Origin of the sequence: Streptomyces cinnamoneus (assembly GCF_002939475.1) — a bacterium.
Classification (GTDB): Bacteria; Actinomycetota; Actinomycetes; order Streptomycetales; family Streptomycetaceae; genus Streptomyces; species Streptomyces cinnamoneus_A.
Window position 1 is genome coordinate 4494709 of the sequence record NZ_PKFQ01000001.1, and the last position, 25733, is coordinate 4520441.

General features: G+C 66.9%; 27 protein-coding genes. 5 read left to right on the top strand and 22 right to left on the bottom strand.

The window, feature by feature from the left end; translation table 11 throughout:
* Positions 1-13 precede the first annotated feature (13 nt).
* A complete protein-coding gene (locus tag CYQ11_RS20125; RefSeq protein WP_099201429.1) occupies positions 14-280 on the bottom strand; it encodes a hypothetical protein in 267 nt (88 codons plus the stop codon).
* A gap of 295 nt (positions 281-575) precedes the next feature.
* Here CYQ11_RS20125 and CYQ11_RS20130 point away from each other — a divergent pair, with 295 nt between their 5' ends.
* Positions 576-1523 carry a quinone oxidoreductase family protein gene (locus CYQ11_RS20130; protein WP_099201428.1) on the top strand — a complete coding sequence of 316 codons (948 nt, stop codon included), beginning with the start codon at positions 576-578 and terminating at the stop codon, positions 1521-1523.
* A gap of 271 nt (positions 1524-1794) precedes the next feature.
* On the top strand, positions 1795-2436 hold the full coding sequence (locus CYQ11_RS20135; RefSeq protein WP_181143721.1) for an IclR family transcriptional regulator domain-containing protein: 642 nt from the start codon (positions 1795-1797) through the stop codon (positions 2434-2436).
* Positions 2437-2515: 79 nt separating this feature from the next.
* On the opposite strand, the gene CYQ11_RS20140 is transcribed toward CYQ11_RS20135, so the two are convergent.
* On the bottom strand, positions 2516-2989 hold the full coding sequence (locus tag CYQ11_RS20140) for a hypothetical protein (RefSeq protein ID WP_099201426.1): 474 nt from the start codon (positions 2987-2989) through the stop codon (positions 2516-2518).
* 314 nt (positions 2990-3303) lie between these two features.
* On the opposite strand from CYQ11_RS20140, the gene CYQ11_RS29660 reads away from it, so the two are divergent.
* Positions 3304-3459 carry a hypothetical protein gene (locus tag CYQ11_RS29660; protein WP_181143723.1) on the top strand — a complete coding sequence of 52 codons (156 nt, stop codon included), beginning with the start codon at positions 3304-3306 and terminating at the stop codon, positions 3457-3459.
* A gap of 49 nt (positions 3460-3508) precedes the next feature.
* Here the strand turns inward: CYQ11_RS29660 and CYQ11_RS20150 are convergent, their stop codons facing one another.
* The 20 genes from CYQ11_RS20150 to CYQ11_RS20245 form a co-directional block, all read right to left on the bottom strand.
* On the bottom strand, positions 3509-3736 hold the full coding sequence (locus CYQ11_RS20150; protein WP_099201425.1) for a DUF7439 family protein: 228 nt from the start codon (positions 3734-3736) through the stop codon (positions 3509-3511).
* On the bottom strand, positions 3736-4503 hold the full coding sequence (locus CYQ11_RS30785) for a peptidoglycan-binding protein (protein ID WP_099201424.1): 768 nt from the start codon (positions 4501-4503) through the stop codon (positions 3736-3738). The genes CYQ11_RS20150 and CYQ11_RS30785 overlap by 1 nt, the downstream gene beginning before the upstream one ends.
* A 76-nt stretch (positions 4504-4579) precedes the next feature.
* A complete protein-coding gene (locus CYQ11_RS20160; protein ID WP_099201423.1) occupies positions 4580-4933 on the bottom strand; it encodes a DUF2746 domain-containing protein in 354 nt (117 codons plus the stop codon).
* Entirely contained in the window at positions 4923-6179 is a 1257-nt protein-coding gene (locus tag CYQ11_RS20165; protein ID WP_099201422.1) for a tail fiber domain-containing protein, read from the bottom strand. The genes CYQ11_RS20160 and CYQ11_RS20165 overlap by 11 nt, the downstream gene beginning before the upstream one ends.
* Positions 6180-6198: 19 nt before the next feature.
* A complete protein-coding gene (locus CYQ11_RS20170) occupies positions 6199-8370 on the bottom strand; it encodes a siphovirus ReqiPepy6 Gp37-like family protein (RefSeq protein WP_205041820.1) in 2172 nt (723 codons plus the stop codon).
* A gap of 22 nt (positions 8371-8392) precedes the next feature.
* The gene (locus CYQ11_RS20175) at positions 8393-9238 is read right to left on the bottom strand and encodes a phage tail family protein (protein ID WP_240003586.1); all 846 of its coding nucleotides are present in this window, start codon (positions 9236-9238) and stop codon (positions 8393-8395) included.
* Positions 9239-13336, bottom strand: a complete 4098-nt coding sequence (locus CYQ11_RS20180) for a phage tail protein (RefSeq protein WP_099201420.1) — start codon at positions 13334-13336, stop codon at positions 9239-9241.
* Positions 13337-13339: 3 nt separating this feature from the next.
* On the bottom strand, positions 13340-13603 hold the full coding sequence (locus CYQ11_RS20185) for a hypothetical protein (protein ID WP_240003585.1): 264 nt from the start codon (positions 13601-13603) through the stop codon (positions 13340-13342).
* A gap of 110 nt (positions 13604-13713) precedes the next feature.
* Positions 13714-14052, bottom strand: coding sequence for a phage tail assembly protein (locus tag CYQ11_RS20190; RefSeq protein ID WP_099201418.1), 339 nt, complete (start codon positions 14050-14052; stop codon positions 13714-13716).
* A gap of 100 nt (positions 14053-14152) precedes the next feature.
* Positions 14153-14893 (bottom strand): phage tail tube protein, encoded by a 741-nt coding sequence (locus CYQ11_RS20195; RefSeq protein ID WP_099201417.1) that lies wholly within the window; start codon positions 14891-14893, stop codon positions 14153-14155.
* 77 nt (positions 14894-14970) lie between these two features.
* Complete coding sequence (locus CYQ11_RS20200; RefSeq protein WP_099201416.1) at positions 14971-15468, bottom strand: hypothetical protein; 498 nt, start codon at positions 15466-15468, stop codon at positions 14971-14973.
* A complete protein-coding gene (locus tag CYQ11_RS20205; RefSeq protein WP_099201415.1) occupies positions 15469-15852 on the bottom strand; it encodes a DUF5403 family protein in 384 nt (127 codons plus the stop codon). It abuts the gene before it with no gap.
* Entirely contained in the window at positions 15852-16187 is a 336-nt protein-coding gene (locus CYQ11_RS20210; protein WP_099201675.1) for a phage head completion protein, read from the bottom strand. The genes CYQ11_RS20205 and CYQ11_RS20210 overlap by 1 nt, the downstream gene beginning before the upstream one ends.
* Positions 16184-16642 carry a hypothetical protein gene (locus tag CYQ11_RS20215; protein ID WP_099201414.1) on the bottom strand — a complete coding sequence of 153 codons (459 nt, stop codon included), beginning with the start codon at positions 16640-16642 and terminating at the stop codon, positions 16184-16186. Before CYQ11_RS20215 ends, CYQ11_RS20210 begins: the two co-directional genes overlap by 4 nt.
* Positions 16643-16717: 75 nt before the next feature.
* Positions 16718-17800: a phage major capsid protein gene (locus CYQ11_RS20220; RefSeq protein ID WP_240003583.1), complete on the bottom strand. Its 1083-nt coding sequence runs from the start codon at positions 17798-17800 to the stop codon at positions 16718-16720.
* A 69-nt stretch (positions 17801-17869) separates the two neighbouring features.
* Positions 17870-18367 (bottom strand): hypothetical protein, encoded by a 498-nt coding sequence (locus CYQ11_RS20225; RefSeq protein ID WP_099201413.1) that lies wholly within the window; start codon positions 18365-18367, stop codon positions 17870-17872.
* Positions 18368-18370: 3 nt separating this feature from the next.
* Positions 18371-19495, bottom strand: a complete 1125-nt coding sequence (locus CYQ11_RS20230) for a VG15 protein (protein ID WP_099201412.1) — start codon at positions 19493-19495, stop codon at positions 18371-18373.
* Entirely contained in the window at positions 19492-20919 is a 1428-nt protein-coding gene (locus tag CYQ11_RS20235) for a phage portal protein (protein WP_099201411.1), read from the bottom strand. The genes CYQ11_RS20230 and CYQ11_RS20235 overlap by 4 nt, the downstream gene beginning before the upstream one ends.
* A 34-nt stretch (positions 20920-20953) precedes the next feature.
* Positions 20954-22150, bottom strand: a complete 1197-nt coding sequence (locus tag CYQ11_RS20240; RefSeq protein ID WP_240003582.1) for a terminase large subunit domain-containing protein — start codon at positions 22148-22150, stop codon at positions 20954-20956.
* Positions 22151-22643: 493 nt separating this feature from the next.
* On the bottom strand, positions 22644-23087 hold the full coding sequence (locus tag CYQ11_RS20245) for a phage terminase small subunit (protein WP_448323635.1): 444 nt from the start codon (positions 23085-23087) through the stop codon (positions 22644-22646).
* Between the two features lie 723 nt (positions 23088-23810).
* On the opposite strand from CYQ11_RS20245, the gene CYQ11_RS20255 reads away from it, so the two are divergent.
* Together CYQ11_RS20255 and CYQ11_RS20260 are read left to right on the top strand one after the other, a co-directional pair.
* Positions 23811-24755 carry a hypothetical protein gene (locus tag CYQ11_RS20255; RefSeq protein ID WP_146104720.1) on the top strand — a complete coding sequence of 315 codons (945 nt, stop codon included), beginning with the start codon at positions 23811-23813 and terminating at the stop codon, positions 24753-24755.
* Positions 24756-24784: 29 nt separating this feature from the next.
* Positions 24785-25600: a hypothetical protein gene (locus CYQ11_RS20260; protein WP_099201407.1), complete on the top strand. Its 816-nt coding sequence runs from the start codon at positions 24785-24787 to the stop codon at positions 25598-25600.
* Positions 25601-25733: the final 133 nt, after the last annotated feature.

Here is a 25733-nt window from a genome sequence, read left to right on the forward strand (position 1 = left end):
GCGAGCTCCAAGATCAGGATGTGGACTGTAGGTAGAGGCGGACCGAGTCGTCGGCAAGGAGGACGGGAACGCAGGCGTCCTGGTCCAGCAGGTCGAGGCCGCGGCTCTGGGCAGCCGCAATGATGCGTCGCAGGTGGCCGGGAGCGTGGTCAGGGCTCACGGTGATGTGGTAGTCCCAGTCGTCGTGGTCTACATGAAGCGTGACCCCAGGAAGGGAGACGAGCTCGACCGTCCTGATCGCCTCGTCCTCAGTGGCGGCCACCGGCCAGTCGTGTGTCATGCGCTAGCTCCCCTCTCCCCGGACTGGCATCCTCCGCGCCAGTCGATCGAACATGCGTGCGACACCTCCAGGATCTTGCCTGGTGGTCAACAACGGGTCAACCCTTTCAAACCGTATCCGGAGTCACAGCGTCCACGTGATCGGATTTCACGACGCGAAATGAGCCTCAATGCGGCGCTGATCTGCGGTTTCCGTCGACCTGGGCAAGATCATTTCGTGAGGTGAAAAGAGGTGCGGAGGGGTGTCCGCAGCACCCTAGAGTTGATCGCTCCAGCGACACCCACAAGGAATGATCATGCGTGCAATTGTCATAGCCAGACCCGGCGGACCGGAGGTGCTTCAGGTCCAGGAAGTGCCCGCACCTGCGCCCATCGCCGGGCATCATGTGGTGAAGGTCTCACGGGCTGGGGTGAACTACGCAGACATTCACCTGCGAGAAAACGGCTACTTGACACCGGTCGAATACCCCGTCACGCCTGGCAATGAAGTCATGGGAACTCTCGCTGATGGCCGCAGGGTGGTTGCACTAAGCCGTGGTGGCGGATATGCCGAACAGGCCCTTGCGCACCGCGCAGTCACGTGGGAGGTGCCCGATGAAATCAGCGACGAGCAGGCCGTAGCCCTCGCCCTCCAGGGCCAGTCCGCCTGGCATCTGCTGCACACGGTGCTCCAGCTCGGCAAGGGCGACTCGATTCTCATCCCTGCGGCAGCCGGTGGTGTCGGCTCCCTCGCCGTCCAGCTCGCCAAGGCTGCCGGTGCCCGCGTGATCGCCATGGCCGGCAGCCCCGAGAAGGCAGACCTTGTCCGCAGCCTGGGCGCGGACGCTGTCCTTGACTCATCCACGCATCAGGACCTGACAGCACGCATCCTCGACGCCAACGAGGGCCCTGTCACGCGCGCGCTGGAGATGACTGGCGGCGAGGTGTTCGACGCCACGCTCGCCGCCCTCGCGCCCCGGGGCCACATGGCCGTCTACGGCTGCGTCTCGGGCGACCAGCGCGAAGCCCCCGTCGCCCAACTCATGCAGGCATCCAAGACCGTCTCAGGCTTCTGGCTCCCGAACCTCTACGGGGTCCGGTATGCCTTGCGGGACTCGATGAAGGCCCTGTTCGAGGCCACCGCTCGCGGTGATCTTCGCCCGGTCATCGGTCCGTGCTACGCGCTCAGCAACGCGGCCCAGGCCCACTCAGATCTCGGAAGCCGCAAGACCACAGGTAAAGTGACGATCAAGACAACTCGGTAGTAACAAGTCCGACTCGGTAGTAACCTCTCTGTTCGGTCCGCCTGCGGGGTAGAGCGCGCGAACCAGCCAATTCAGGTTCCCGTCGTGCCGCCGCGTGCGTGTGCGGCGGACGTTCAGGGAAGTCATGGGCAAAGGAACAGCACACGGAAAGAAAGTCTTCCTGGTTCAGCGTGCATTCGCTGATCTCGAAGGAGACAGTCACGGCCCCACGGCCATCGCCAAACAAACGGATCTTGATGCGGCGACCGTATACCGCATCCTCCAGGACGGCTTGGCGGACGGCACCTTCGTGCAGGAGGCCGGGGGACGGTACCGACTGGGGCCGGGAGCCTTCCGGCTCTCGATGCAGGCCCTGTCGCAGACGCCCGACCCCGAGGCCACGCAGGCGGTTCTCGACAAGCTCCAGCGGATGACTGGCGGCCTGGTCGCCTACTACGCCGTCGTCGGCGCCCGACGCATCTGCACCGACTACGCGATCGGCGACTTCGACCCGCGCAGCATCGGCATCGACCCCTTCGAGCTGGTCAAGTACAGCCGTTCCCTGCGCACCGGAGCGTCGGGCAGGGTCATCCTGGCCCACATGCCGCCGCCCATCCAGGAGAAGGTTCTCGCCGAATCCGTACCTGAAGGCGTCGGCCCGGGAGTGATCCGGGACAACGAGGCCCTCATCGAGTCCCTCAAGGACATCCGGGCCATGGGATTCGCCATCGGACGGCAGGAGTGCATGGCCGGCTGGGATTCGGTGGCCGTACCCGTCATGTGGGGGGACACCATTCACGGCTCCCTCCTGCTGTGGGTGCACGTCGACAAAATGCCCGAGGACCCGAGCCAGCTTGTAGCCGCAACGATGACCGCTGCCGAAATGCTGAGCCGCTTGGCTTCGATGCCGTGGGCCCCCGAGTCCGTGGCCTAACGCGCACGAGCCGCTTCCCTTCGCTTATAAGGAAGCGGCTCGTGGCGGTTTTTGCCTGCCAAGAAACGGTAAAGGCGGGCTAGCTAGCGCTCTTAGTGCGCGTCGACTTGCTGCGCAGGAGTGCGGGATTGTCCGGCACTCGAATGAGATCCGTATCCCGGTCTTCTCGGGGGACGGCGTAGAAGCCGTCCTTCGTCTCGGGGTCGTAGTAGATGACGAGCTTGTCCTCTTCGAGCCACTTCTTCCAGCTCGCCAACTTGGAGGCTTCCTCGTCGTTCAGCTTTTCCCCGGCCCGCTGGCGAGCTTCACAGCGCAGCATGACGAGGTTGTAGTTCCAGCGGTGCTCCTTCGCGATCTTCCACGGAATGAGATCGGTATCGCGAACAAGCCGGAGCGGGAGATCCGCGCGATTGGCATACGTGGCCCAGTACCCGGGAGAAGTCTTGATGTTGTACTTCTCCTGGTACGTCTTGACCATCCAGGCGTACGACTTGCCTTCAAGGAGCCAGCGCTTGGCTTCGTCGTGATTCTGTACTTTGCTCCTCGGCGGCATGTGTAGCCCTTCCTCGCGTTCGTCCTCCCTTATGCGTGACACCCTGTGGTCGCAAGGCGCACAGCCCAACAGTGACATGTAAGAGTTGAACCAGTCAAGACGATCGAGTGGAGGCAATGGTTGTGGGAGATGGAACAACTACTGTCTGTGGTGTTTGTCGCCGTCCCGGTCTGCCAGTAGTCAGGTACACCATTACAGCGGAGGACGGCCGTGAGGGCGAGGTCGACCGCTGCGCCGATCACGCCGAACCTTTCGAGACCGCGCTGACCCAGGCCGATCGGCGGTCGACGAGCCGGGCCCGCAGGCGCACCACAGTGACGACCGTCGAGGAGATCAACAGGACGAAGGCGTCCGAGTCGGCACCCGCACCGCAGCCCCAGAAGTCCGGCAGCGGCTCCCGCAAGCGCAGGCGTACCACGGTGACGACCGTCGAGGAGATCAACCGCTCCAAGGAAGCCGACAAGGCGTGAAACGCAGTGAAGCCCCCCGCTGACCACATGGGCCGGCGGGGGGCTGGGGTTACTGCGACTCCTCCGGGGAGTCGTCCTCGCTCGGGGCAACCACGCCGAGCGCCGTGAGGATCTGGACGATGACGGCCACCTCCGGACTGTCGGCGTAGACGATGGCGGCGATGGACACCGCGACACCCACCGCGGACAGCACCGCACCGACGCGTGTGCGGTAGCGGACAGGCAGCAGGCTCACCAGCGAGATGGGCTTGGAACCGGGCATCAGCATCTTGCTCATCAGCGACCCGCCGGAGCCATCAGGCGAGTCCAGGTCGACGGGCCCGGATAGCCGTCCGCCTCCGAACCGCTCCAGCCCTGTGCCCGCTGGAACGCCTCGGTCGCCTTGCGGTCGGCCTCGGTGAAGCGGGGGCCCGGACCCTCGGAGTAGAAGCGGCCGAGGCCGTGCGCGACGAGTCGCTTGCCCAGGGTGGTCACGGCGGGGTGGGACTGGCCGAGACGGAATGCCTGCCGGCCGGGGAACGGGGTGCTGTCTCCCCTGTCCTTGCTGCTCTTCCATGCCGGGTCCGCAGAGTCGATACCCTCGGCGAAAGCCGGATAGCCGTAGCCATACACGTACGAGCTGCGGCGCTCGCGCTTCTTCAGGTACACGCCATCGCCCTCGGCCGAGCCGTCCGCGTTGGTGTTGCCCTCGACGGTGTAGATGTACGTGGAGTCGTAGGCGTACACGATGCCGGTGTGGGTGCCGCCGCCCGATCCGTAGAAGACCTGGGCGCCAACTGCCGGATAGGCACTCCAGCGGTTACGGCTCTTGAACCACTCGACCCCCGTCGCGCACGACGCGGTACGCGGGTAGAGGCTGGCGAGTCCGGCCTTCATGGCGACCCAGGAGGCGAACACGGCGCACCAAGCCTGATTCTGGCTCCACTCCAGGCCGGGGACGGCCGGGCTGTACTTCTGCCAGTTGGTCCAGTGCCCGTTGGATCGGCCCTCGTGGTAGCCGACCTCGGCCTTGGCGATGTTGATGATGGTCTGGGCGTTGCCCAAGTGACTTACTCCTTCGAGACATGGCGAAGGCCCCGTCCGGAGGACCGGAACGGGGCCAATAGGCAGCGGATTTGGCTCAGTTGGGGTTGGGGACAGAAGCCGTTATGTGCGAATCGAGTCGCTCGGCGACTGCGAGGCGTTCTGCCCTCTCGTGGGCAAGGTCTGTGCGCAGGGCAGTGATGTCCCGGCTGTGTTGGGCCTGGCCGTCGAGGACGCGATCGAGTCCCTGAATCACGCGGTCCACGTCATCACGGAGATTCGTGGTGTGGTCGTTGGAGACCTGCTCGCGCGCCTCCTGGGCATGCTCGCGCACCTCGGCCAGCGCAGTGCCCTGCCTCCGTACGAGCTCGACGAGGACGCCGACGAGGGCAGCGACGACGGCGCCGGCAGCCGAGACGAGAGCCACCTGCACAGAGGGCTCAAGCTGCACGGGCAAGCTCCTCGACGAGGGCCTCCAGGCGCTCGATTCGCTTGGCCTGGTCCTGCACGACCGGCAGCAGGGCGACGCCGAGCAGGTCGTAGCGGAGGGCGTCGATGCGTCCCTCCTCGTCGTACGTGACGATTTCGGGAAGTGTCGCTGCGACCTCTTCGGCGATGAGGCCGTACTCGTCCTTGCGTGACTGCGGCTTGCCCTCGGTCGGCTTCCGGTCGTAGATGCGGGGCCGCAAGGCGAGGACGGCGGCAGGGTCGATCTCGATGTCCCGGACGTTTTCCTTGTAGCGGATGGAGGACGTGTTCCGGCAGAACGTCCCGTCGCCCTCGACCCACACCGCGTACCAAGTGCCGGAACCGCTCGCGCTGTTGTTGTGCGGCATCTTCGAGCCGTTGGCCCAGGAGATCGTGCTGCCGGAGGTGAGGTACTCACCGTGCGAGTGCCCTGACGGCGGGTAGGACCCGGGCTTGTCGGAGATCTGTCCCCATGAATGGCCGTGGGACGTCGGGGGGAAGTACGACGGCTTGCCGACGACGCTGTCCCAATTGTGAGAGTGCTCAGCCGCCGGGAAGGCTGTCGGCTTCTCGGTGATCTCCCCCCACGCGTGCGAGTGCACAGACGGCCAGAACGAAGAGGGCTTGCCCGTGAGGGACGCCCACGAGACGGTCGGTGCCAGATCGGCCCAGGTCGAGCCATCCCACCACTCCCACCGAGCCAAGGAGTTGTTGAAGCCGAGCTGCCCCTTGCGCGGAGAGGACGGGCGGGTGGACGTGGCCCAGACGCCGACCCGGTGGCCGACAACGGGACGCGTCGCCGAGACATCTGCACTCGTGATCGTCGTGACGTTGGCAGCCACGGTGACGTTCGCGAGCGCCATCTCGTATATGCCGGTGTCGGTCTGACTGAGGGCCGGGGGAGCGGTCGATCCCACCGAGCCCGCCTTAACGGCAAGCGTGATCGAGTTGGAGGCAGGATCGAGCCGCAGGACCACCCGGTCGACCCGCGTGCTCGTGCCGGCCGCAGGAATGGTCAGCGCCTCGGCCGCAGTGGACTGCACCATGTGACCGCGCAGGATCGCAAGACCGGGCTGCACGTTCACGACCATGCCGTTGCCCGCGCTGACCTGGAATCCGGGACTGTCGTACGCGGCGACGACGCCGGAGTCCTGGAACTCCCGAAAGAGATAGCCGTATTGGCTCTCCGTGACGACCTGAGAGTCGAAGGGGAAAGACGTGATTGCCAAGAAGAGGTGTTCCTTTGCGTCAGAGGGCCGGACCCACGTCCTCGATCCACAACTCCGACCCGGCTCCGGTGAGGTAGCGGACCTGCCCGTAGGTGGCCGCCGCGCGTCGGGCGTTCAAGAAGACACCGATGGTGGTTAGGCCGGCCGGTGCTCCGTTGAGGTGGAAGGTGGCGGACAGTCCGGAGGAAGAGTCCGAGTCATCGTTGAAGCAGGTGGTCAGCATGTCGCCGAGGGCGGGACTGGACGCGGTGACAGAGGTCCCGGAGGCCCAGCGAGCAACGGTGTATGCGGACTGCTTCGCATACCGGGTGCCCGACCCCGAGTCACCCGTGCCGTCCGTGTCGACCGAGCTGATGCGCAGCCCGAAGCGGTACATGCGGCGGGCTTCGGCCGGGAAAGTCCAGTAGTAGATCAGGGTGGGGGTGTCGCCCACGTAGCCCGAAGCGTTCAGGGGTGCGAGGGCAATCAGGCCGCGCGCGGTGTTGTCGCGAAAGGCGGTCTGTCGCCAGGGTGACCAGCCGGACGAGGGGGAGCCGCCGCGGACCCACTCCTCATGCGGTTCGGCGCCGCCGTGGGTTCGGGACCAGCGCTGCGTGGTGTAACCGGTAGTCGTGCCGGTGGTCCATACGTAGCCGCTCATCGGAGCGAAGCTCCAGCCCCCGGCCTTCGATGCGGCCGAGTCGAGGTACAGGCGCGAGTCCTCGTACGGGTAGGCGGTCGGGTCGGTGGCCTGGTTGATGGTGTCGGCCGAGAGGATCTGCTTGTACGTGATCATGCGCCAGGGACCCCAGCCGGTTCTGGCGTTGCCACCCCGCACCCACTCCTCGTGCGGGGTCGTGGCGGCGTGGACGCGACTCCACGTCTGAGAGGCGTCGCCCCACGGCTCTTTGCGCGTGGTGACGTGCCCGTACTTCCCTCCGAAGTCCCAGCCACCTGCCGTGGCCTGCTCGGCGGACAGGATCATGATGCTCGCGCCGTCGGGATAGGCGGTGGGCGGGCTGGCCTGCGTGAAGGACTCTGGCCACACCTCCCTGGGGCCGGGCGGAGACGCCTCGGCCGTCCGTTCCAGGGCGGAGACGCGTGACTGCGTGGTAGCCGCCTGCGCGGTGGCTGCCGCGTTCGGGTCGAACGGGCTGGGATCGCCGAGCAGAGTGCCGACGTGGAAGCCGTCTTCCCCGGCCTTGATGACCAGGCCCGTAACGGGCGCGGTCAGCTCCTGGCCCCCGGCGACGATCGTGACGCGGTCGCCGAGTCGCCAGTCGACGCCGAACTCCATAGGGGAGTCTTCAACGGGAACGGCTTGTACGGCGGTTGCAGTCTTGCCCGCCTCGGCCAAGACCTCGTTGCCAGCCTGAGTGAGCTCCTTCTCGTCGTCCGTGTTGCGCTGGTCGACGAACCTCTCGATGCGGCGTCCCCAGTCCGTCTCGGCGCTGATGGACGTGGTGTTGTCGACAGGGATGAGCGTCCGGTCTTCCTGTTCGCCCTGGCCCGCGACGATGACCCGGGTGGCACCGGGCGTCGACACCGAGACGCGCTGTCCGGCGAGCGTGCCGGCCAGGACGTCGAGGCGTACCTCCCGCGTACGGTCGGCGACCGCGTACGTCTCGAACACGAGCTGACTGGCACGCTGGACGATGCGGAAGCCGAGCCCTGCCACGCTCGCGATCTCGGTGAGCAGCTCGCCCAACGTGGGGAATCTCGCGCTCTTCTTGACCATCGGGCCCCGGCCCGGGTTCGGCCCCATCACCAGGTTTCCCCGACGCCGGGCGGCCGGGGCAGCCGGACCACAGTTGGCGTTGACGTAGCCGTGCATCACGGTCTCGGCCGCCCCACTGCGCTCGTCGTGCCCGGTTGCCTGCTTGCCCACATCGGGATTGGTGGGCTCGGGCCAGGCGAGCATGTCGGACAGGATCACCGTGTCGGATACGCCCTCGAACGCGATGCTGCCGCGCCGGTCCTCGGGGGTGGCCGCGTACTCGGAGGAGACGACGGGGCCGGACATGAGAACGTCGTCGTGCCCGGTGATGATCAGACCCGAACCGGGAGTGCGCAGGGTATCCGCGAGAGGGTGCTCCGATGCCAGGGTCAGCTTCCAGGTGCCAACGTTGTTGAACGTGTCGGTCACTTCGAGCGCCAGGTCTTCGGGACGTATCAGGCCGAGTCGGGTGAGGTTCTTGTCGCGGACCTCCACGGTCAGGTCTTGCAGTCGCAGGTCAGATCACCATCCATTTGCGGGGGCGCCAGGAGCACACGATGCGGGAATCCGCGGTGGTGTCGAGCATCCTGACGCTTGCGGTCGAGGTGCCGGGCGGCACCGTCCAGAAGCGCGGAGCCGCCGCGAGGTCGGCGTACCGGTTGACGTTCTTGCCGTCCCGCACCGAACCGTTGCGGGTATCGACGATCAGCCGCTCGCCTATTGCGAGAGTGCCCTGCCAGCGCAAGGTCTCGCCGGTCGGCGCCATGACCGTCAGGTCCCGGCCCGGCCCGTACACCTCCCAGACCGGATAGGCCGGCACATCGCCCGTGTTGTCGAGCTGCACATCACCGATCGCCTGCGAGGCCGCGAGAGGCAGTGATGCCAGGCTGGACAGGAAGGGCCTCTTGCCGGGGTCGCCTCCGACCGACTGGGTCGAGACGCTCGATGCGACGAAGTATGGGTCAGGGGCGCGGAAGGTGATCACGGTCTGAAGGCTGCTGGTGCCGTCGTCGGTGATGTCGCCGCCTCCGGTGCGGTAGACCGACGTGGACCACCGGACCCCCTGATCGTCAACGAGGACGAGTTGGCATTCGCCTGCGACAGCTTGGGCGAGCCGGGATACCAGCTCGGACAGATGGCTGCGGTCGCGGCCGAGGATGTCGAGCGGGATGTCCAGGTCTCGGGGCTGGACGCGTTGGCCGCGCCACCGGGCGCCGTCTCCGGCACCGCTGAGCCACTGGACGTCTACTGCCGGCAGGCCACGGCCGGTCATGCCAGCCGTGGCCTGAAACCCAAAACCTGTCATTGCCTGCCCGTTGAGGTCGAGCGCATCGCGCTCGGTCTCCAGCAGGAGTGCAGTCACTCACCACCCCACCATTCGTGCGCGGTGGGACGCCGCGAACAGCTCCTCCTGGGAGCTGAGCGAACTTCCCGCCGCTGCGTAGTAGTTGAGAACCTTGGTCACGCCGCCGCCCCCAGTGGGGCCGAGACCGCCTGCGATGGCGGCGGACGCCGACCGCGCCGCGTTGGCGTAGTCGGCGGAGCTGGGGCGAGCGGTAATGGCGTCGACCGCCTTGGCCACCCGCCCGGATTCGCCCTCGATGCCCTGGGCGAAGCCCTGGCCGACGTAGCTGCCGAGCTGGGCGAAGACGCGGCTCGGCGAGTGGATGCCGAGGCTCTTCTTGATGGCGGCCACCATCGAGTCGGCGATCTGGAGCATCTGCTTCTCGATCGCCGCTTGCTGGCTCTGGAGGCCCTTCACGATGCCCTCGGCTATGTGGACGCCGTTGGCGTACATCGCATCCGAGGCGGTCGCTCCGGCCTGACTGGCGTACTTGGCGAGTTCGGCCTGAAGACGGTTGACCTCGGCGATGCCGTTCTTGCCGGCCGCCGCGATCGACTCCGCCGCAGCCAGGCCCGCATCGGGTCCGGCCGAAGCGATCTGGTCCATGGCCGTCTGGCCAAGGCCCATGTCCTTCAGCTTCTTGAGCGCGGTGGCGAACCGTTTCGCCTTGTCGATGGCCGCCTGAAGGGCGCTCGTGATCCCGTTGAAGGAGGAGCTCTTCGCCTTGGTCACATCGCCGGTGTCGATGATCCGGTCCGTGACCCGCTGCGCGTAGGAGGCTGCTTCCTCGCGCATCTTGTCGAGCTTGTCGCGGGCGGCCTTGAGCCGGTCGGCCCCGGTGTCCCACTGGGCAGCCAGCTTGAGCATGGCGGTCCGGTCGGCGTTGATCCGGTTCTTCAGGCCCTGGGAGGCGTCGTTCGGGATCTTCTCCGTCAGCTCATTGAGGGCTTCCTTGACGCTGGAGAACTCCGACTCCAGACCCTTGACGAGGCCCTGGATGATGAGCCGTCCGGCGTCGTACAGCAGCACCGCGTCCTTGGGGGCCGGGCCCTTCCAGTCCGTGAGCTTGCTGGTCAGATCGCCGAGCTTGTCCTTCACCGCGCCGAACATCGACGAGATGCCGCTGATGAGGCCGCGGATGAGCGACTTACCGGCGTCGACGAGCGTGGAGCCGAGGCCGCTCAGCGCGTCCTTAGCCTTGCCGGGCAGTTCCTTGACGAAGCCGATCGTCTCGGTGATGCCGGTCGAGATGGCGCGGCCGAGGGCGGACATCGCCCTACTGGCGACGTCCTTGATCGCTGACCATCCGGCCGAGAACAGGCTGCCGAGCCCGGACATCATCGAGCGGCCGAGGTCGGCGAGGAACGAACCAAAGGAACTGAAGCCCGACTTGATCGCGCTCCACGCGGCCTCGCCGAATCCCTTGACGGCCTGCCAGCCGGACTTGAAGGCTGCGCCGATGGCTTTGAGGCCCTTGCCAGCCGCGCCGAGGATGCCGATGCTCAGGAATGTCTCGAAGGCTCCGAGGATCGTGTCCCAGATGCCCTTGACGAAGCTCCAGATGCCGGACCAGAACTGCGACCAGCCCTCCTTCAGGGTGCCGAAGTTTCCGGTGAAGAGCCCTTCGATCAGGCCCCACGCGATCTTCAGGACGCCGACGATGGTGTCCCAGACACCCTTGACGATCTCGACGAGTCCCTCGAAGACGAGTGCGACGCCGTTGACGGCGTCTACCAGGCTCTTGGCCAGCAGCTCGACGATGAACTGGATGACCGGCACGAGGACGGGCATCAAGATGTTGACGACCTTGAGCAGGGCGTCGAACACCGGCTGGAGTGCTTCGAGCAGGCGCTGAATCGCGTCAGCCAGCGGCGGAAGAACCGACTGGATGACCTCGCTCAGCATCGGCAGGAGCGGCTGGATGACCGCCGTGATGATCTGAAGCGCGGTAGCGATGATCGGCTGGAGTGCCGTGAGCACCTGCTGAAGGGCCGCCGACAGCACGGGCAGGATCGGCGCCAGCGCGGATGCCAGGGTCGAGACGAGCGGTGCGAGCGCGGCGAAGATCTGCGCGAAGAGCTGCGCGATGATCGGCAGGATCGGCGCGAGCGCGCTCACGAGCTGGGCGATGACCGGAGCCATCGCCGTGACGATCTGCCCGAACGCTTCCGCGATGGTCGGCAGGACGCCGCTCAGCGTCTGGAAGGCACTGTTGAGCGCCTGGCCGATCACCGGAACGAGCTGCGTGAGGACGGGCGCGAGGGTCTGGATCGCCTGCGTCAGCGCACCGCCGAGGAGCTGGATGATCGGGGTGATCGAGGGGGCGAGCGCCGTGAACGCGTTCGCCAGCGGGACCAGTGCGGCTGCGATCAGCGGACCGAGCATTGCGGCGAACGCGCCGATCACCTGCATCAGCGCGCCGAGTGCCTGGCCGAGCGGGGCCATCGCCGGGGCGAGCGCTTCGACAGCGGCCTGGATGCCGCTGAACATCGCCTTGACGCCCTCGGTCACAGCTGGCTGCGCCAGTGCCGAGGCGACCGCGTCCAGGGCGGTGCCGATGACCTCGCCGACTTGCGGCAGGAGCTCGGTCAGGAGCTGCCCAAGCTCCGAGAAGAGGTTCTTGACCGCCGGGCCCGACTGGGTGGCGATGGCGTTCATCGCCGTGTGGGCTGCGGCAAAGACGTTGGTCAGGCCGGTCTGGAAGCCCTCGCTGTCCACGGTCGCGTGGATCTTTTCGAGGGTGTCGGCCATCATGCCGAGCGAGGAGCCGCCCGCAGCTTCGGCTGCGCGACTGATGCCGGCAAGAATCCCGCCGACGTTGTAGAGGACCGACCCCAGATCCTTGAGGGATTGGATTCCCTCGTCGATCCAGCCCTTGAGCTTGCCGTTCCCCTCGCTCTTGGTGAGGAAGGCGGAGAAGCGCTCCGAGATGTCGACAAACCACTGGGCCAGCGACGGCAGATAGCTCGTGCCGACCTTGCCGAGGACGGCGATGATGTTCGCGAAGGCGCCCGTACCGTTGGTGGCGATGTCGATCGACTTGGAAAGGTCGACGAACATCTGGTTCAGCGCGGGGTCCAGGGCGCCCTGGAGGCCCTTGGCGAAGGCGCCGAAGAACTGGCCGAGCTCGGTGGCCGTCTGCCGGACGCCCGCCGTGAACTTCGGGAGGAGGCCATCGACGAGCTCCTGAATGGGCTTCTTGGCCTGCTCCCAGAACTTCGCCGAGATCGCGTCCTGGAGACCGGACAGGGCACCCTTGACCTCGGGTAGAACCTTGTTGAAGTCGCGGAAGGCCGCGATGGTGACACCGAGGCCGACCGCCATGCCGCCGAACAGGCCGGGCAGGAGAAGGCTCGTGGCGCCGATCGAGGCGAGAGAGCTCGACAGGGCGGCGAGGTTGCTCGCGGCAGACAGGCCCCACCCAGCGAGGCCGGCAATCGCGAGGGAAAGCGAGCCGATGATCGGCACGCTCTTGTCGAGGTTGCGCAGCGTCCGACCGAGCCGCTCGAAGATGTTGTTCAGCACTCGCGCGCCGGACAGAGCGGCGAGCGCAGTGCCGACCTTCGCCACGGCCGTGTTGTCCAGGTCGGGGACGATCGGCACCGTGCGCGGACGGGTCAGCACCTGAAGCCGGGCCGAGATCCGCGCGCCGAACCCGTTGGCGAGGTCCGGCTCGACCTTGATTTTCAGCGGGCTGATGTCGTCGGCCCAGTCGCGCAGCTTGCGCTTCACGTGGTCGGCGGACTGCTCGTCGAGCTCCAGCTCGACCTTGCCCGTGGTTTTGAGGTCGTTGACCTTGAAGTCAACCTTCTGGCTGTTCGCCCGGCGCTGTAGCTCCTTGGCGGCGTTCCGTACGGCGGTCGCCATGCCATCGGTGGAGATGGTCGTGTAGAAGCGGATCTTGCGGGCGTCGGACTGCTTGTTGCGCTTGTTGATCTTCCGGAGCTCTTCGACGAACTCCTTCGACGCGCCGCTCATGTCGATCGTCGTCGACACCTTGAGCTTGTCGAGCTGCTGCTCGATACGGTCGAGCTGCTTCTCCGCATCCCGCCTGAATTCACGGGTGTCGGGGGAGACCTTGACGGCGACACGGCCGATGATCTGGCCCGCTGACAAGGGCTACCTCCGAGAGAAGTGCTGATAGAGCTGGGCCACGGTGGCGGGCCGCTTGCTGGCCTTCTTCGCCTTGGCCTTTGCCTGCGGGCGGGGAAACGGCGGGATCTTCGGAGCCTTGCCCTTGCCCCACTGGCCGGTGGCTCGCGTGTTGGAGTTGATGGCGTCGAAGAGATCGGCGGCCAAATGTCGGTCCTGGCCCCAGCCGAAGTGCTCTCTGCCGCCCGACGCGAGGGCGACAGTCAGAGAGGTGTCGGGCAGCCTCTGCACGAGAAGGAGGACGAGAGCGGGCGAGGGTCCGCGGCCTGCGATTACCTCGGCGAGGTCGACGCCGTAGTAGAAGCGCAGGTCGGCATACAGGCCCTCGCCGTAGTCGTCGATCAGGCGGCAGAGGCCGAGGCTTCCCCCACCTGAGCGCCCTTGCCGTACCGGTCGAAGATCTCGGCCAGGACGGCGAGGTCACCGCCTACAGCCTTGAGGAGCTTGTCGGCCGCCGTCGCGTGCTCGGCGACCAGGCGGATCGCCTCGGACAGCAGCTCCTCCTGGTCCGCGTCCTCACCGCCCATGTCGTCCTGGAGCTGCGAGAGCTTGGTGCGGGTGTCCTTGGGGAGGCGGAGAGGGTTGAGCAGGCGGACCGTTTCGTCGCCCAGCTCGATGTCGGTCGAGCCGTATCGCGCCTCGGCGGCGTTGCGGATGTCGTCGAGGGAGAAAGATGCCATGGGGGTGCGGACCTCCGAGGTCGAGTGCAAGAGGGGGGCGGACCCGGGGGAAAGCCCGGCGTGAGCGGGTCCGCGCGCTCACGCCGGGACGCAGGGGAGCTCAGGCGGCTGAGCCGGCGACCCACTTGGAGCCGTCCCAGAACGCCTTCGAGGAGTCGCCGAGGCTCACGTACTGGCCGGTGGCCCACTTCGCGGTGGGCGTGGCGATCACAGACGCCAGGGCGGCGAGGTCGGCCGGGGCGACAGCTCCGGTCGGGATGAAGGAGCCGGGCGTGCCGGCCGAGGCGCCCGTGGCGACGGTGCCGCCGAGCGGGGTCACGGCGTACGTCCAGGAGTTGGCGCCGTAGACCATCGGCTTGACGCCCAGGGGGAGACCGGCGAGCGACTCGGTGTCGCCGATCGCCATGTCGTCGGCCCGGTAGATCTCGGCCTTCGGGGCATAGACGGCGAAGTGCGACTCGCCGTCAATGAAGATCGCCATGAATGCGGCCTGAGTCGGCTGCGGGTCGGCAGGAACACCGATCGAACCGTCAGGCAGGAGCGGGGCGTTGGCGCCGAAGTACAGACGCAGTGCGGCCGTGTCGAACTGGTTCAGGGTGAACGTGATGGACTCGGTCCGCGCGCTGTACTTCGTGCGCAGGGACTTGTTCTGAAGCGTGCCGATCGTGGTCGCCTCGCCGCCCTCGGAGGTGATGCCGAAGACATCCTCAAGCGAGGTGTGTCCGACGTTCTGCCAGGGGGAGGTGGGCACGAGAAGGTCGCCGGGCATGGCGGTTCCGACCGGGGCGGTCAGATAGTTGCCATTCCCAACGACGAGGGTTGCATTGTCGTTGAGCGCCAAAGAGAAACGTTTCTCCTAGTTCGCGCACGCCAGAAACCCCTATCGCCATATGCGTGTTGGGGTGCGTGCGGGATGGATTACGGGAGGGGGAAAGGGCGCGTCCGCGGCTTGCGGATCTGGATGTCGTACACCGACTCGTAGCGCCACACGCCCGTGGGTAGATCCGCGTACTGCACGGGCCCGGTTGCCGTGGCCCAGTCGCTCGCCCGACGAGGGGAGGAGTTCATGTCGACCCGGGTGATGTGGCCCCGGCCAGGCACGACTTCATGGTTGAGCCAGGAGTCCCGCAGGACCACGCGCACGGCCTCGGACAGAATCGCAGCGTCGGAGTCGCCGTCCGGGTCCTCGGCGAAGCAGTTCACGACAACGCGGGCCGCGTCCGTGAAACGCGTGTCGGCCGCCCACTGGCCAAACGTGGGGTCACGGCGCACCAGTACCAGCGGGAACTGTTCGTGGCGGTCGATGAGGGACTTCACTCTGATGCCCGGCAGGCCCTTGCGGAGGATCGCAAGGAGCAGGTCTTCGACGGGCGACAGTTCGGCCAGGGCCTTGATGTGATCAGGTATGCCGGCCACTTAGTCGAGCTTCACCTTGCCCTTCCGCTTCTTGGGCAAATTCGAGGCGGTAGCAAGGATGTACAGGCCGTCCATCGCCGGGAGCACGTCCAGGTACTTCCCGCCGTCCCTGTCCTTGCGGACGATGACGGATTCCGCCCGGCCGTACTCAATGGACAGGGCAGCCTTCTGGCCGCGATCATCCGAGAGAATTACGTACCGGTTGTTGTCGCCTGCCTCGACGTCGATTTCGGCGTGACCGTCCGCACGGTGCTGCACGAGGATCTCCTCGGCGCGCACGGCGATCTCGAAGGCGCGGGCCGTCAACTCGGCCTGCACGCCCTCGTTCACGGCGACGTACTTTTCGATCTTCCGGCCATTGACGCTCTGGTAGACCTTCGCCATCAGGGCCGCTCCCGGATGTCGATCGACCAGTGCCGAGTGCGGCGGTCGCCGTGGTGATACGCGGGCGGCGAGACGATGTCCCACTGGCGGCCCGCGTACTCGACGCGAGACCATAGAGAGACGCCTTCTAGATGTGCGTCCACGATCATCCGCGTCACGTTGATCTCCTGCTGGCCGGGAACTTCGGCGCGGGCCGAGCGCTGGGGGACGAACGCTGCTCGTACCTCGATAGGACCGTGCGGGTCGGCCATGGTGACCGTGTTGCCGCGTGAGTCAGTGACCTCGACGGTTCGCCAGACGCGGGCCTTCTGGCCGCGCCGTCGCTGGATGCTCACCACGGCCCCCTGTCGTTGGAGAACAGGGGGAAGGGAGCGCCGTCGTAGTCGACGGGTACGAGCCCCGCGCGGCTGGGCCGGTCGCGTGAGTCCCAGGCAGAGACGACCACGCTCGTGAGGGTCGGGCGAGTGCCGGCTAGCCCTTCGAGGAGTTTGATCTCCTCGCGGGTGAAGTACACGGACCCGGCGTCGCGGCCGTGGGCATCGCTCCAGGCGAGCGTCTCGTCACCGGCCCGGCTCTGCGTATAGCCGTGCGGGTTGCGTAGGTAGCGCGCTGCGGCTTTGAGGACGAGGGTGCGTACCAGCCGGGGCGGGTGCTCCTCGGGCCAGTCGCGGCCGTGGGCGGCGGCCAGGTCGGAGGCATCCTCCAGGGCACCGGCCGCGATGCGGAGCTCATCGTCGTCGAGCTCCCAGTCGAGACGAGTCTTGAGCCCGTCAAGGGTGGCGTACGCCAACCGACGACCTCCTTTCGCAAAGGCCGGCGGGCCGCGCGCCTGGGTCTCCAGGTCACGCGGCCCGCTGTGTCGCGATCAGGCGTTGGCCGGGTCGGTCTCGGCCGCCGGGCCGGTCGGGGTGAAGACCTTCGCGGCGGAGACGCCGGTGATGGTCGCGAGTTCGGAGCCCACCTCGGGGTAGTCGCTCTTGCCATCGAGCTGGAGCTTGATCCCGCGCACGAAGTGCTCCTGCGTGGAGATGACTTCCTTCTCCTTCGCCGGGTCCCAGCCGACGAGCACGTCCTTGACCGAGCGGAAGCCCTGGTAGCAGTTGACGATGCTGCGGTCCTGGAAGTATTCGCTGTCGTAGTCCCGCAGCCAGCGCAGGGCCAGGCCCTCAAAGCTCGTGGTGGCGCCGAACGGAACAGACTGCGGCACCGAGGGAGCCGCCGACGCGAAGATGAAGCCGGACTGGGCGAAGGCGAACGCAGAGTCAGCCGGGATAGTCTGATCCACGATGAACCGGAACCCGTAGCGGTTGCCGAGCGTGGCGTTCACCAGAGCGGATTCCGCCTGCCCGTCACCGACGTTGGAGGCAAGGTTCAGATCAGGGTCGGACAGCAGGACGGTCTCGAAGTCCGATCCGACGACCATGTACCGGTTGCCCTCGGGCACGTTGAACTTGTTCATCACGCGCCGGGCCTCAATGATCGCCTTGCGCATGGACTTCTCGGCGTTGCCGACCGTTACCGCGTAGGGCTGGTCGACCAGGGTCTTCACCGCCCGGCGGGCTAGGCCGCGCGCAATCGCCTTCACCTGCGGGCGTAGGAGCTTGCCCCACTGGTGGATGTCGAAGTCGGCCTGCTCGTCCGTGAGCTTCACACCGTTGTAGACGTTGCCGCCGAAGGTGACGGGGATGGTCCGCTCGGCGTACTCGTCGAACACGACACGCTGACGGGCGCCCGGCGTGGAGCTGCCCGCAGAACCGGAACGCCACTCGTAGTCGTGGAAGGGCAGGACACCCTCGACCGTGACGTTGATCGTGTCGTTCTTGGCGCCCTTGAAGCGGTCCACGCCCTCCTTGGTGAAGAGGTTCGGCACGAGGAGCTCCTGCTCCAGCATCCCGATAGCGGTGTTGATCAGCTTCTCAGGCTTGACTACCTGATGCTCGGCTGTCACTAAGCCTCCTGGGGCATAAAAAAAGCCCCCGGAAACCGGAGGCGTAGCTAATGGGGGTGAGGACTCAGATCAGCGACGGGTGAGACGCGCGAGCTTGCGCGGGTCCATCTCTCCGTCTCCGTCGTCGGGCGTCAGGCCGCCACCGAGCGACGGGGGAAGCGGGGCCGGGACGTACTTGGCCAGCACCTTCGCGTGCGCTTCGAGCGCGGCCTCGTCCTCGCCGCGCAGCGCGTCCGCGAGATCGTCGGGGAGCTCGTGCCGGCGGGCGACGCTGGACCGCAGGATGGAGCGCTCCAGCTCGGCGTTCTGCGCCTTGAGCTCGGCGACGGCCGCCTCGATCTCCGCTGGGTCCTTGGCCTCGCCGAGCTTGGACTCGGCGTCCCGCAGACGAGTGCGGTAGTTCGCGGCTTCGCCGCGAACCTTGGCCAGCTCCTTGCGCGCCCACTCGGGGAGGGCGTCTTCGCCGGACGGCTCGGCCGTCTCGGTAGACACGGGCTGGTCGGCCGCCGAGGTCTGTTCCTGCTCGGGCGTGGTCGCCTCGGCCTGGGTGCTGGTCTCTTCGGTCACGGGTCACGCCTCCTGGGTCGTGTTCGTGGTCTGCCGCGCCTCCTGGGCTGCGGCTCGTTGCTTCTGGCGGATGAACCGGCGCCAGACGCTGATCGCGTCCTTGCCGGTGTGGCCCCTCGTGACCTTTGGCCACAGAGCCTCGTACTGCCGCGACAGCGCGGTCAACTCGCTCGACTGGTACTGATCCCGGTTCCAGACCGGCATCGCGTAGCAGTGGCAGTTGTCGTGATACTTGTCGCCGTCTGCAAAGGTGGCGGCCGACTCGCTCTTGTAGACCGGGCCTCGGCTGATGAGCATGGCGCACCATCCGCACGGGGTGCCGGTACGCGACAGCCGGATGTACCCGAGGGTTCGCCGGTCACGGCGCATGTGCGTCCAGTTCGAGGACCGGGCGCCGTTCATCGCCATCCGTGAGGCCGCGGCTGCCTGCCGGGCTCCTGCTTGCCGGTGTGCTTCCGCGCGAGCGGCATCGGCGGCCTTAGCTGACTGCTGGTCGTCGACCTCGGCGAGTCGCCTGTTCAGGTTCTGCGTGCCGAGGGCATCGAGCACCGTGCGGAGCTCCAATTCGGCCGCGCGCTCGATGCGCTCCTCTTCTTCCCGGAGCCCCTCCAGCTCCTCGACGAGGATCTTCTCCCAGTCGTCGTCACCGTCGTCGAGCTCCTGGTGCTCGTCCTTCTCCGTGGCCGCCGGGACGCCCTCCTCCACAGGGTGTGGATCTTTCCCGCGTGGTTGCGAGGCTTCCCCGGACTTGCCGGTCGCGCCCTCGTTCGCACGCGGGGTGGAGGGGCTGGAGGTGCCGGCCAGCACAGCGAACTCGCGGCGCAGATCGCCGAGCGTGACGTGCTCCGGTTCCGGGTGGTACGGGTCGGCGACCGTCGTACCGGTCTGAAGGGCGCGGGCGAGCCGAAAGTAGGCGCGGGCCAGATCCCGCGCTTGGCGCCTGCGGCCCATGACCAGAGAGATCGCCCGCCGCAGCCAGCCGCCTGCGGTGGCGGCCCGCAGATCGGCCGGCACGTCCGCCCAGAGGGTCAGCGCCTCGGCCGTGGTCTGCACGCCGATCTGCGTCAGGGCTACGTGGAAGGCCGCCGCCACCTCGTCCGTCTCGGCCTGCCTGGCGGGGCGCGTCACGCCGCAGCCTTCTCGATGGGCGCCGCGTCCTCGGGGGTGGCACGGTTGAGGGCACCCGCGAGCTGCCCCACCGAGTCGTCGTCCTCGCGCATCTGCTCCCAGTCCTCCAGCTCGGTTTGCGTGACGCCCGGGACGCGCCGCCACAGGCCGCGTTCGGGGATGCCGAGTTGAGTACGGAGCTTGCCGAGGGCGTCTGCGGACTGGGCGAGACTGCGCGACTCCATGTCGCGCCAGACGACCTCGCCGCGGAAGTCCTCGGCGGAGGATGCGTTGCCGGCCAGTTCGCCCGCGAGTCTGAAGACCCTCTCCCAGGACTCTCCGAAGCCCGTGCGGACCTCGGAGATCATCCGGCTGAGGGAGACTTCTGCGGCTTGAAGGGCCTCCGCTGACAGGTTGGCGATCTGTCCCAGGATCGTCTGCGGGGGCACCTGGGCAAGGGCGCTGAGGTGCCGGATGCTCATTTCGATGCTGTCGATGAAGCCCCCGAGCGGGGTTTCGTCAAGTGAGCCGAACTTGACGTCGGGGTCCTCGGCGAAGAGGAAGCGGCGGCTGTTGTGGTTGATCCTCACCGGGATCGGGTTGCCCTGGGCGTCGAGCACCGGCTCGCCCGTTTCCGGGTCGCGCTGGACCGGCGGGGCCATGCCCGTGACCGTCCGTACCTTCGTGCTGCCGTAGGACTGGGCGAGCAAGAGGTCGAACACCGTCTGGTTGATGCGGTCCTGGACACAGATCATCGGCTCGATGACGCCGAGGGTTCTTCCCTCCAGGTCGACCCAGGCGGCGAAGCGCGTGACCGGGCACTCCGAGGAACCGTGAAGAGTGCCGCCCTGGAGGCGCACCGACTTCTCATCGCTCAGCGACCGGAAGGTGACCACGTACTCCCGCTTGGCATCCCACAGCCGGGCGGTGCCCGGCTGGTCGCCCTGCGGCCACGTCGTCACGGTCAATGCCGCATGGGGTGTGTGGTCGTTCGCCGGGTCCTCATAGAGAGCGCTGGTCTTGAGGGCGGAAAGCCCCCTGGTGATTACGTCGCCGGAGCGGCCTCGCTCCGTCATGGTGAACGCGTGCCCGTACGTCAGCGCGCCCCGGTAGACGGCGGCCTGGCGGCCGTCGAGACGGGACCTCTGCCAGTGCTCCCACTCGGGAGTCTCTGAGTCAGGCTCGGACGTAGCGGAGGTTCCCGAACCTGGACGATAGCCGTCCACGTAGAGGGCCTGGGCCGGGGTCGAGACAAGCAGGGGCATCCAGTTCGACACCGCGCGCCGCGCCAGCAGCCTGTACTCGTCATCGGCCTGGGGCGGCATGTAGGGGTCCGAGTGCCGACCGTGAAGGTAGTCATCGATGCGACGCAGACGGTCGCCGTCTCGATGCAGGATGGCCAGGAGTTCTTGTGCGAGCGCGAGGGGCGAGGCAGCGAAGACCACAACATCACCGCCTCAGATAAACTATGTCAATCGATCAAAGGAAATAGCCCCGCCCGGTACGCGTACGGGTCTTCCGGCCTCGGGCTCGGAGATCGAAAAGGGCTTCGTGGGCAAGCATCAAAGCCGCGTAGGCGTCGACCTTTCGCGGAGACTCGCGTGATTCCTTGCCAAAGCTCAGGCCGTAATTGTTGGTACGACGTCGCGCATTCAAAACATGGCGGCGCAACTTTCGGTCGCCGTCGTGGACGATTTTCCGGTCGAGGATTGAACGGAGTAGCCGCTCGTGCGCCATGGTCGACGCCTTCAGGCTGGTCCTCATGTCCCAGCCGATTGAGTCCTTTCCCGGAGCCTTGACGGCCAGACCCTCGCCGTACGTCGCGGACCACTCAGAGATGTACGACTCCCAGAGAGCCACGTCCGCGTAGAAGCCCTGCACGCTGAAGGTGGAGAACGCCTCGTGCACTGCGCTGTCCACCCGGTCACGCGGGACTTCCCACTCCTTGCTGGCCGGGCCGTCCGGCTTCTCCCAAAGGCCCAGCACGCAGGCGAATCCATCGCTGACGCGGAGTGCGCACAAAGCAGTCGAGTCATCGCGGAGGCCGCCGTCGAAGCCCAACACGATTTCGTCACCGGGCTGGAGGACCTTCGAGTCGTCACGCAGGACGTCCCAGTCGGCTGGGCTGTACACCGCATCTTCGGACGCCACGATCTGGTTCAGCCACATCCGGCGCGAGCGCGACGGCGCGATGGTCGTGTCCAGGATGGACTGGAGGATCGTCTCGACCCTCAGCCACACCGCGTCACCGCGAATCCGCGGCAGGACGATCCGAACTGCCTCGGGAGTCAACGGTGTTGCCGGATGGGCCTCGATGCTGTCGTACATGAAGCCGACGTCCGCAGCGCGGCCTTCGAGGATCTTCTCGTATGCCTCGCGCATCTTCTCCGCGACGGAATCCTCGCCGGGGAGGTAGGCGTTTGTGATCGCCAGGTAGCGCGAGTCCTTCTTCGTCGCGTTGCCGTCGATCGTCTCGTACATGCGGTCGCCGTTGTTGCCGGTCACCCAGTGGTGCGTCTCGTTGAGCACCGTGAACGTGACTCGGCCACCCTCAAGCGCGCGGAACGACGATGTGACCGCTTCGAGCCTCTGCCGGCCACCATTCGCGCGGATCAACTCGGCCCCGGCCTTGATGCCGTACGTCTCGATGAGCTTGTCCGACATCAGCGACGGCATCAGTGTCATCGTGTTGCGCGTCTGGTCGCGACTGACGGCCGCGATCTGGACCCAAGCCTGGGGGTGCGGAACGCCGACCGGCTGACCGTCCTTACCCCAGTGCGAGAAGCGGGAGGGGCCGACGAACTCGACCAGGGAAATGACCGCGAGGAGCGGGTCCTTGCCCTAAGCCCCAGCCCTTCAGGCGTTGGAGGACTCCCTTGCGGTGGATGAAGCGGCCGTTCTCATCGACCGCGTACCACCACAGAACGAAGCGGAGCTGCTCGCGCGTGAAGCGCCAGGGACCACTGTCCTCGGCTCTGAGGAACTCGGCGCACCAACCGGCGATCTGCCAACCGAGCGTGCGCTCGGGGAGCTTCCAGGAGCCGTCCGGCTCCTTCGTCCATGTTGGGCCCAGGAACGACGGTTCAAGGGCCTCGATCTCTACTGCTGTGAGGGCTGGAATGGGACTCACCTCCTCCCCGAAGTCGGGCCGCCGGGAGAGCGGCTCACCTCACTCGGCGAGCCCCAGTTCCTTCCGGTAGTCGGCGATGGCGAGCACAGCCGCGGACTGCTCCTCGGGCTCAGGCTCATGCAGCTCGATACGCACGCGGCGGCGGTCGCCCTCGGTGACGAGGAGGCGCTCGAAGGCGGAGTAGATCGTCTGAAGCATCTGGCCGCTTCGCTTGCCGGCCTTCTTGTAATACGACAGGTCTTCGCACAGTGAGTAGGCGAAGGCCCAGTCGCTGTTCTGGTAGAAGTCCGACTGGCCCGAGGACTTCAGGGCGTCCCAGAGGCGCTTGGCGATGGGGTGCCAGTTCCGGTCGGCATTCGGGACTTTCACGTCGCGCATGAGGCCCTTGGTCACGGCCTGGACGTCGGCTCCCTTTCGGGAGCGTGGGCGGGCGAGATCCGCCTCGCGGTTTGGTACGGGGCCCGGGATCTCACACCTCCACAGTCAGAAGGCCCCCGAGGGAAGGGGGGTCCTCGGGGGCCGGCGCGGCTCAACAGGCATGGGCCTGGAGCTCTGCGCGGTCAAAGCAGGCCCGGGTGTCTTTCTGTCCGGCGGAACCTGCGTCTGGCATGTCGGCGCGCGGCAGCTTGAGCCGCAGCCCCTTCACGCGAGCTCTTGACCCGGTGATGCCACCCGCAAAGGGATGTCAGGTTGGCCTCTCGATGGTCGTCACCGGGTTGTATGTGGTCGACATCCGTTGCGAGCTCGGAACATCGCACGCCGTACTGATCTCTGGCTGTGCACCTATGTCCGTCGCGCCGGAGGATGCGAATCCTGATCTGGGGCCAATTCGCTGGAAGTCGGGCCCTTCGGTCTGAGGTAGACCAAGCCATAAGCCCTCCAATCGCTGACCAAAAAGCCGGTGGTTGCAGCGGCGGAAAGGGATTGGAGACTTCATTCTGTGGGCCCCGGAGGGGCCCAATTAAGAAAGCGGAAATCCTTAGCGGCAGCGCCTTCTACTTATATATACGGAGAAGGCGGAGCGATCCGGAAAGACTCCTCGATGTGACGCCGGTCACGCAGGGGGCGTCTCCCGGGCCCTAGGTTCAAGTCTTGCAAACGAGTGACACTATGTCGTACGTTGCGCAGGACAGAACGTAAACGGCCCCGGGTCACAGGTGCGCGAACACCTACCCGGGGCCGTCCACCGAGAGGGGTTGGCTCTCGATGCGAGTGCATCGTAACCGGCACGACCGCGCCTTCGTGGTCGTGCCCAACGCCGCAGCCAGACACGAGCGGTTGTCGCTCACCGCCGTGGGCCTTCTGGTCCGGCTGCTGTCCATGCCGGACGGCGCCAAGGCCACAATCGACACCGTCACGGAGCAGGTCTCCGAAGGTCGCCGAGCCGTGGCCAAGGCATTCAGCGCCCTGGAGGACGCGGGCTATCTGCGCCGGGAGCGCGGCCAGGACCCCGAGACGGGCCTGTGGGGCACGCAGACCCACGTCTCCGACCTGCCGATGAACCGCATTCCGACGGTCGGTGCACCGAGGCATCGGAACGTCGGCGATCTCCCCAAGGGGGATAAGAACCAGGAAAAGAACCTCCTCCCCGACCCCTCCACCGAGGCCCAGGCCGAGAAGGCTCCCAAGGCCGACGCGGAGGAGGATGAAGCCTCCGGCGAGAAGAACGCCCAGACCGCCCCGGCTGACGCCGAGACCGGCCGGGCAGCTACAACCCTCGCCCACCTCGGCGCCATCGACAGCCGCCTCAAGCTCAGCACGAACGAGGTACTCCGCCTCGCGCCCCTTGCCGCCGAGTGGCTCGCCGAGGGCCACAGCACCATGAAGATCACCGCCGTCCTCAGCGCGCGCCTCCCCGAACGAGTCGACTCCGCTGCGGCCCTGGTCGCCTACCGCCTGCGCAACCAGATGCCGGCCAAGCCCACGCCCAAGGCACCCCCGGCGCCGGACACACGCGACCGCTGCGACGTCTGCCGAGCCCCCTTCCCCCAGGGCCGCCAAGGCGACCTCTGCGGAGCCTGCCGAGAAGAACTCGACCGAGCCGCCGCCTTCCTCGCCGCCGACCCGGAGTTGCCAACCACCGAGCCCGCCCAGACGGACACCCCTGCCAGCCGAGGCCGTGCTCTGTGCCGCGCCGTCCTGGCTGCCTGACCGCCGCCGTGCTACCGAAGGGAACCCACATGCTCATGCCCTGGTACGCCCGCGTGGTCTTCACCGCTGGCCGCCCGTTCGTCCTCATCGCCGCCCTGGTCATGTCCGTGCCGGGCGAGGTCCGGATGGCAGAACTGGCAGGCTGGCACGGATGGTTCACCTGGCTCATGCCGGTGTGCGTCTCCGCCTACGCCGCCTGCGCTGCGGTCATTTCCGAGGTGCGCCGCCGTGCCGATTTGCCCGGCCGCGTCACTGCCACCATTGGCGCCGGCATGGCGCTCGGCCTGGCACTGGCAGCACAGGTTGTGGCACACCTGATCGACCGTGGATACATGGTGAGCTCTGCCGTGCTCGTTGCCGTCGTGTCAGCCGTGCCTCCGCTCGTCGTGGCGCACATGCTCCACATGGCAGCCACCCCGGGCGCCGAGATCACGGCCGCCCAGAAGATGCGTGATCTGGAAGCGACGGCCGAGTACCTGGCCGGTGAACTGACAGACGCCCTCGACCTGGCAGGTCGCTGCCTCGTGTCCAAGAGTCACGGCATCGTGAACGAGTACGAGGAGCTGGCCGAGGCCGCCGGGGAGCTGGCAGACGGATGCGACGGGCTGACAGAAGAGATTGACGACGAGTTGGCGGAAGCCGAGCAGGCAGAAGGCAAGCCGCGCCTCGGCGGCGTTCGTCAGGGTGGTCGCGGCCGGAAGGCAGTGCCGCTGACTGTCGTGAAGGAAACCGTCGCGGCGATGAAGGCCGAGGGCGCCAAGGTGTCCGGGCCGACGCTGGCAGAGCGTCTGGGCTGCTCGGTCCGGTCTGGGTATCGGTACCTCGGCGAAGTCCGGCCCGCGTAGGCAGGACCCGACTCTCGCGCCGACTCTCTCTCTGGGCAGGGCGGCGCGAGAGTCCTCGTCGGCTAGCCGGATGGCGCTGAGCTATCGCCATCGCCGGAATGGATCATTCCGCATGCGTGGCAGAATCGCAGTC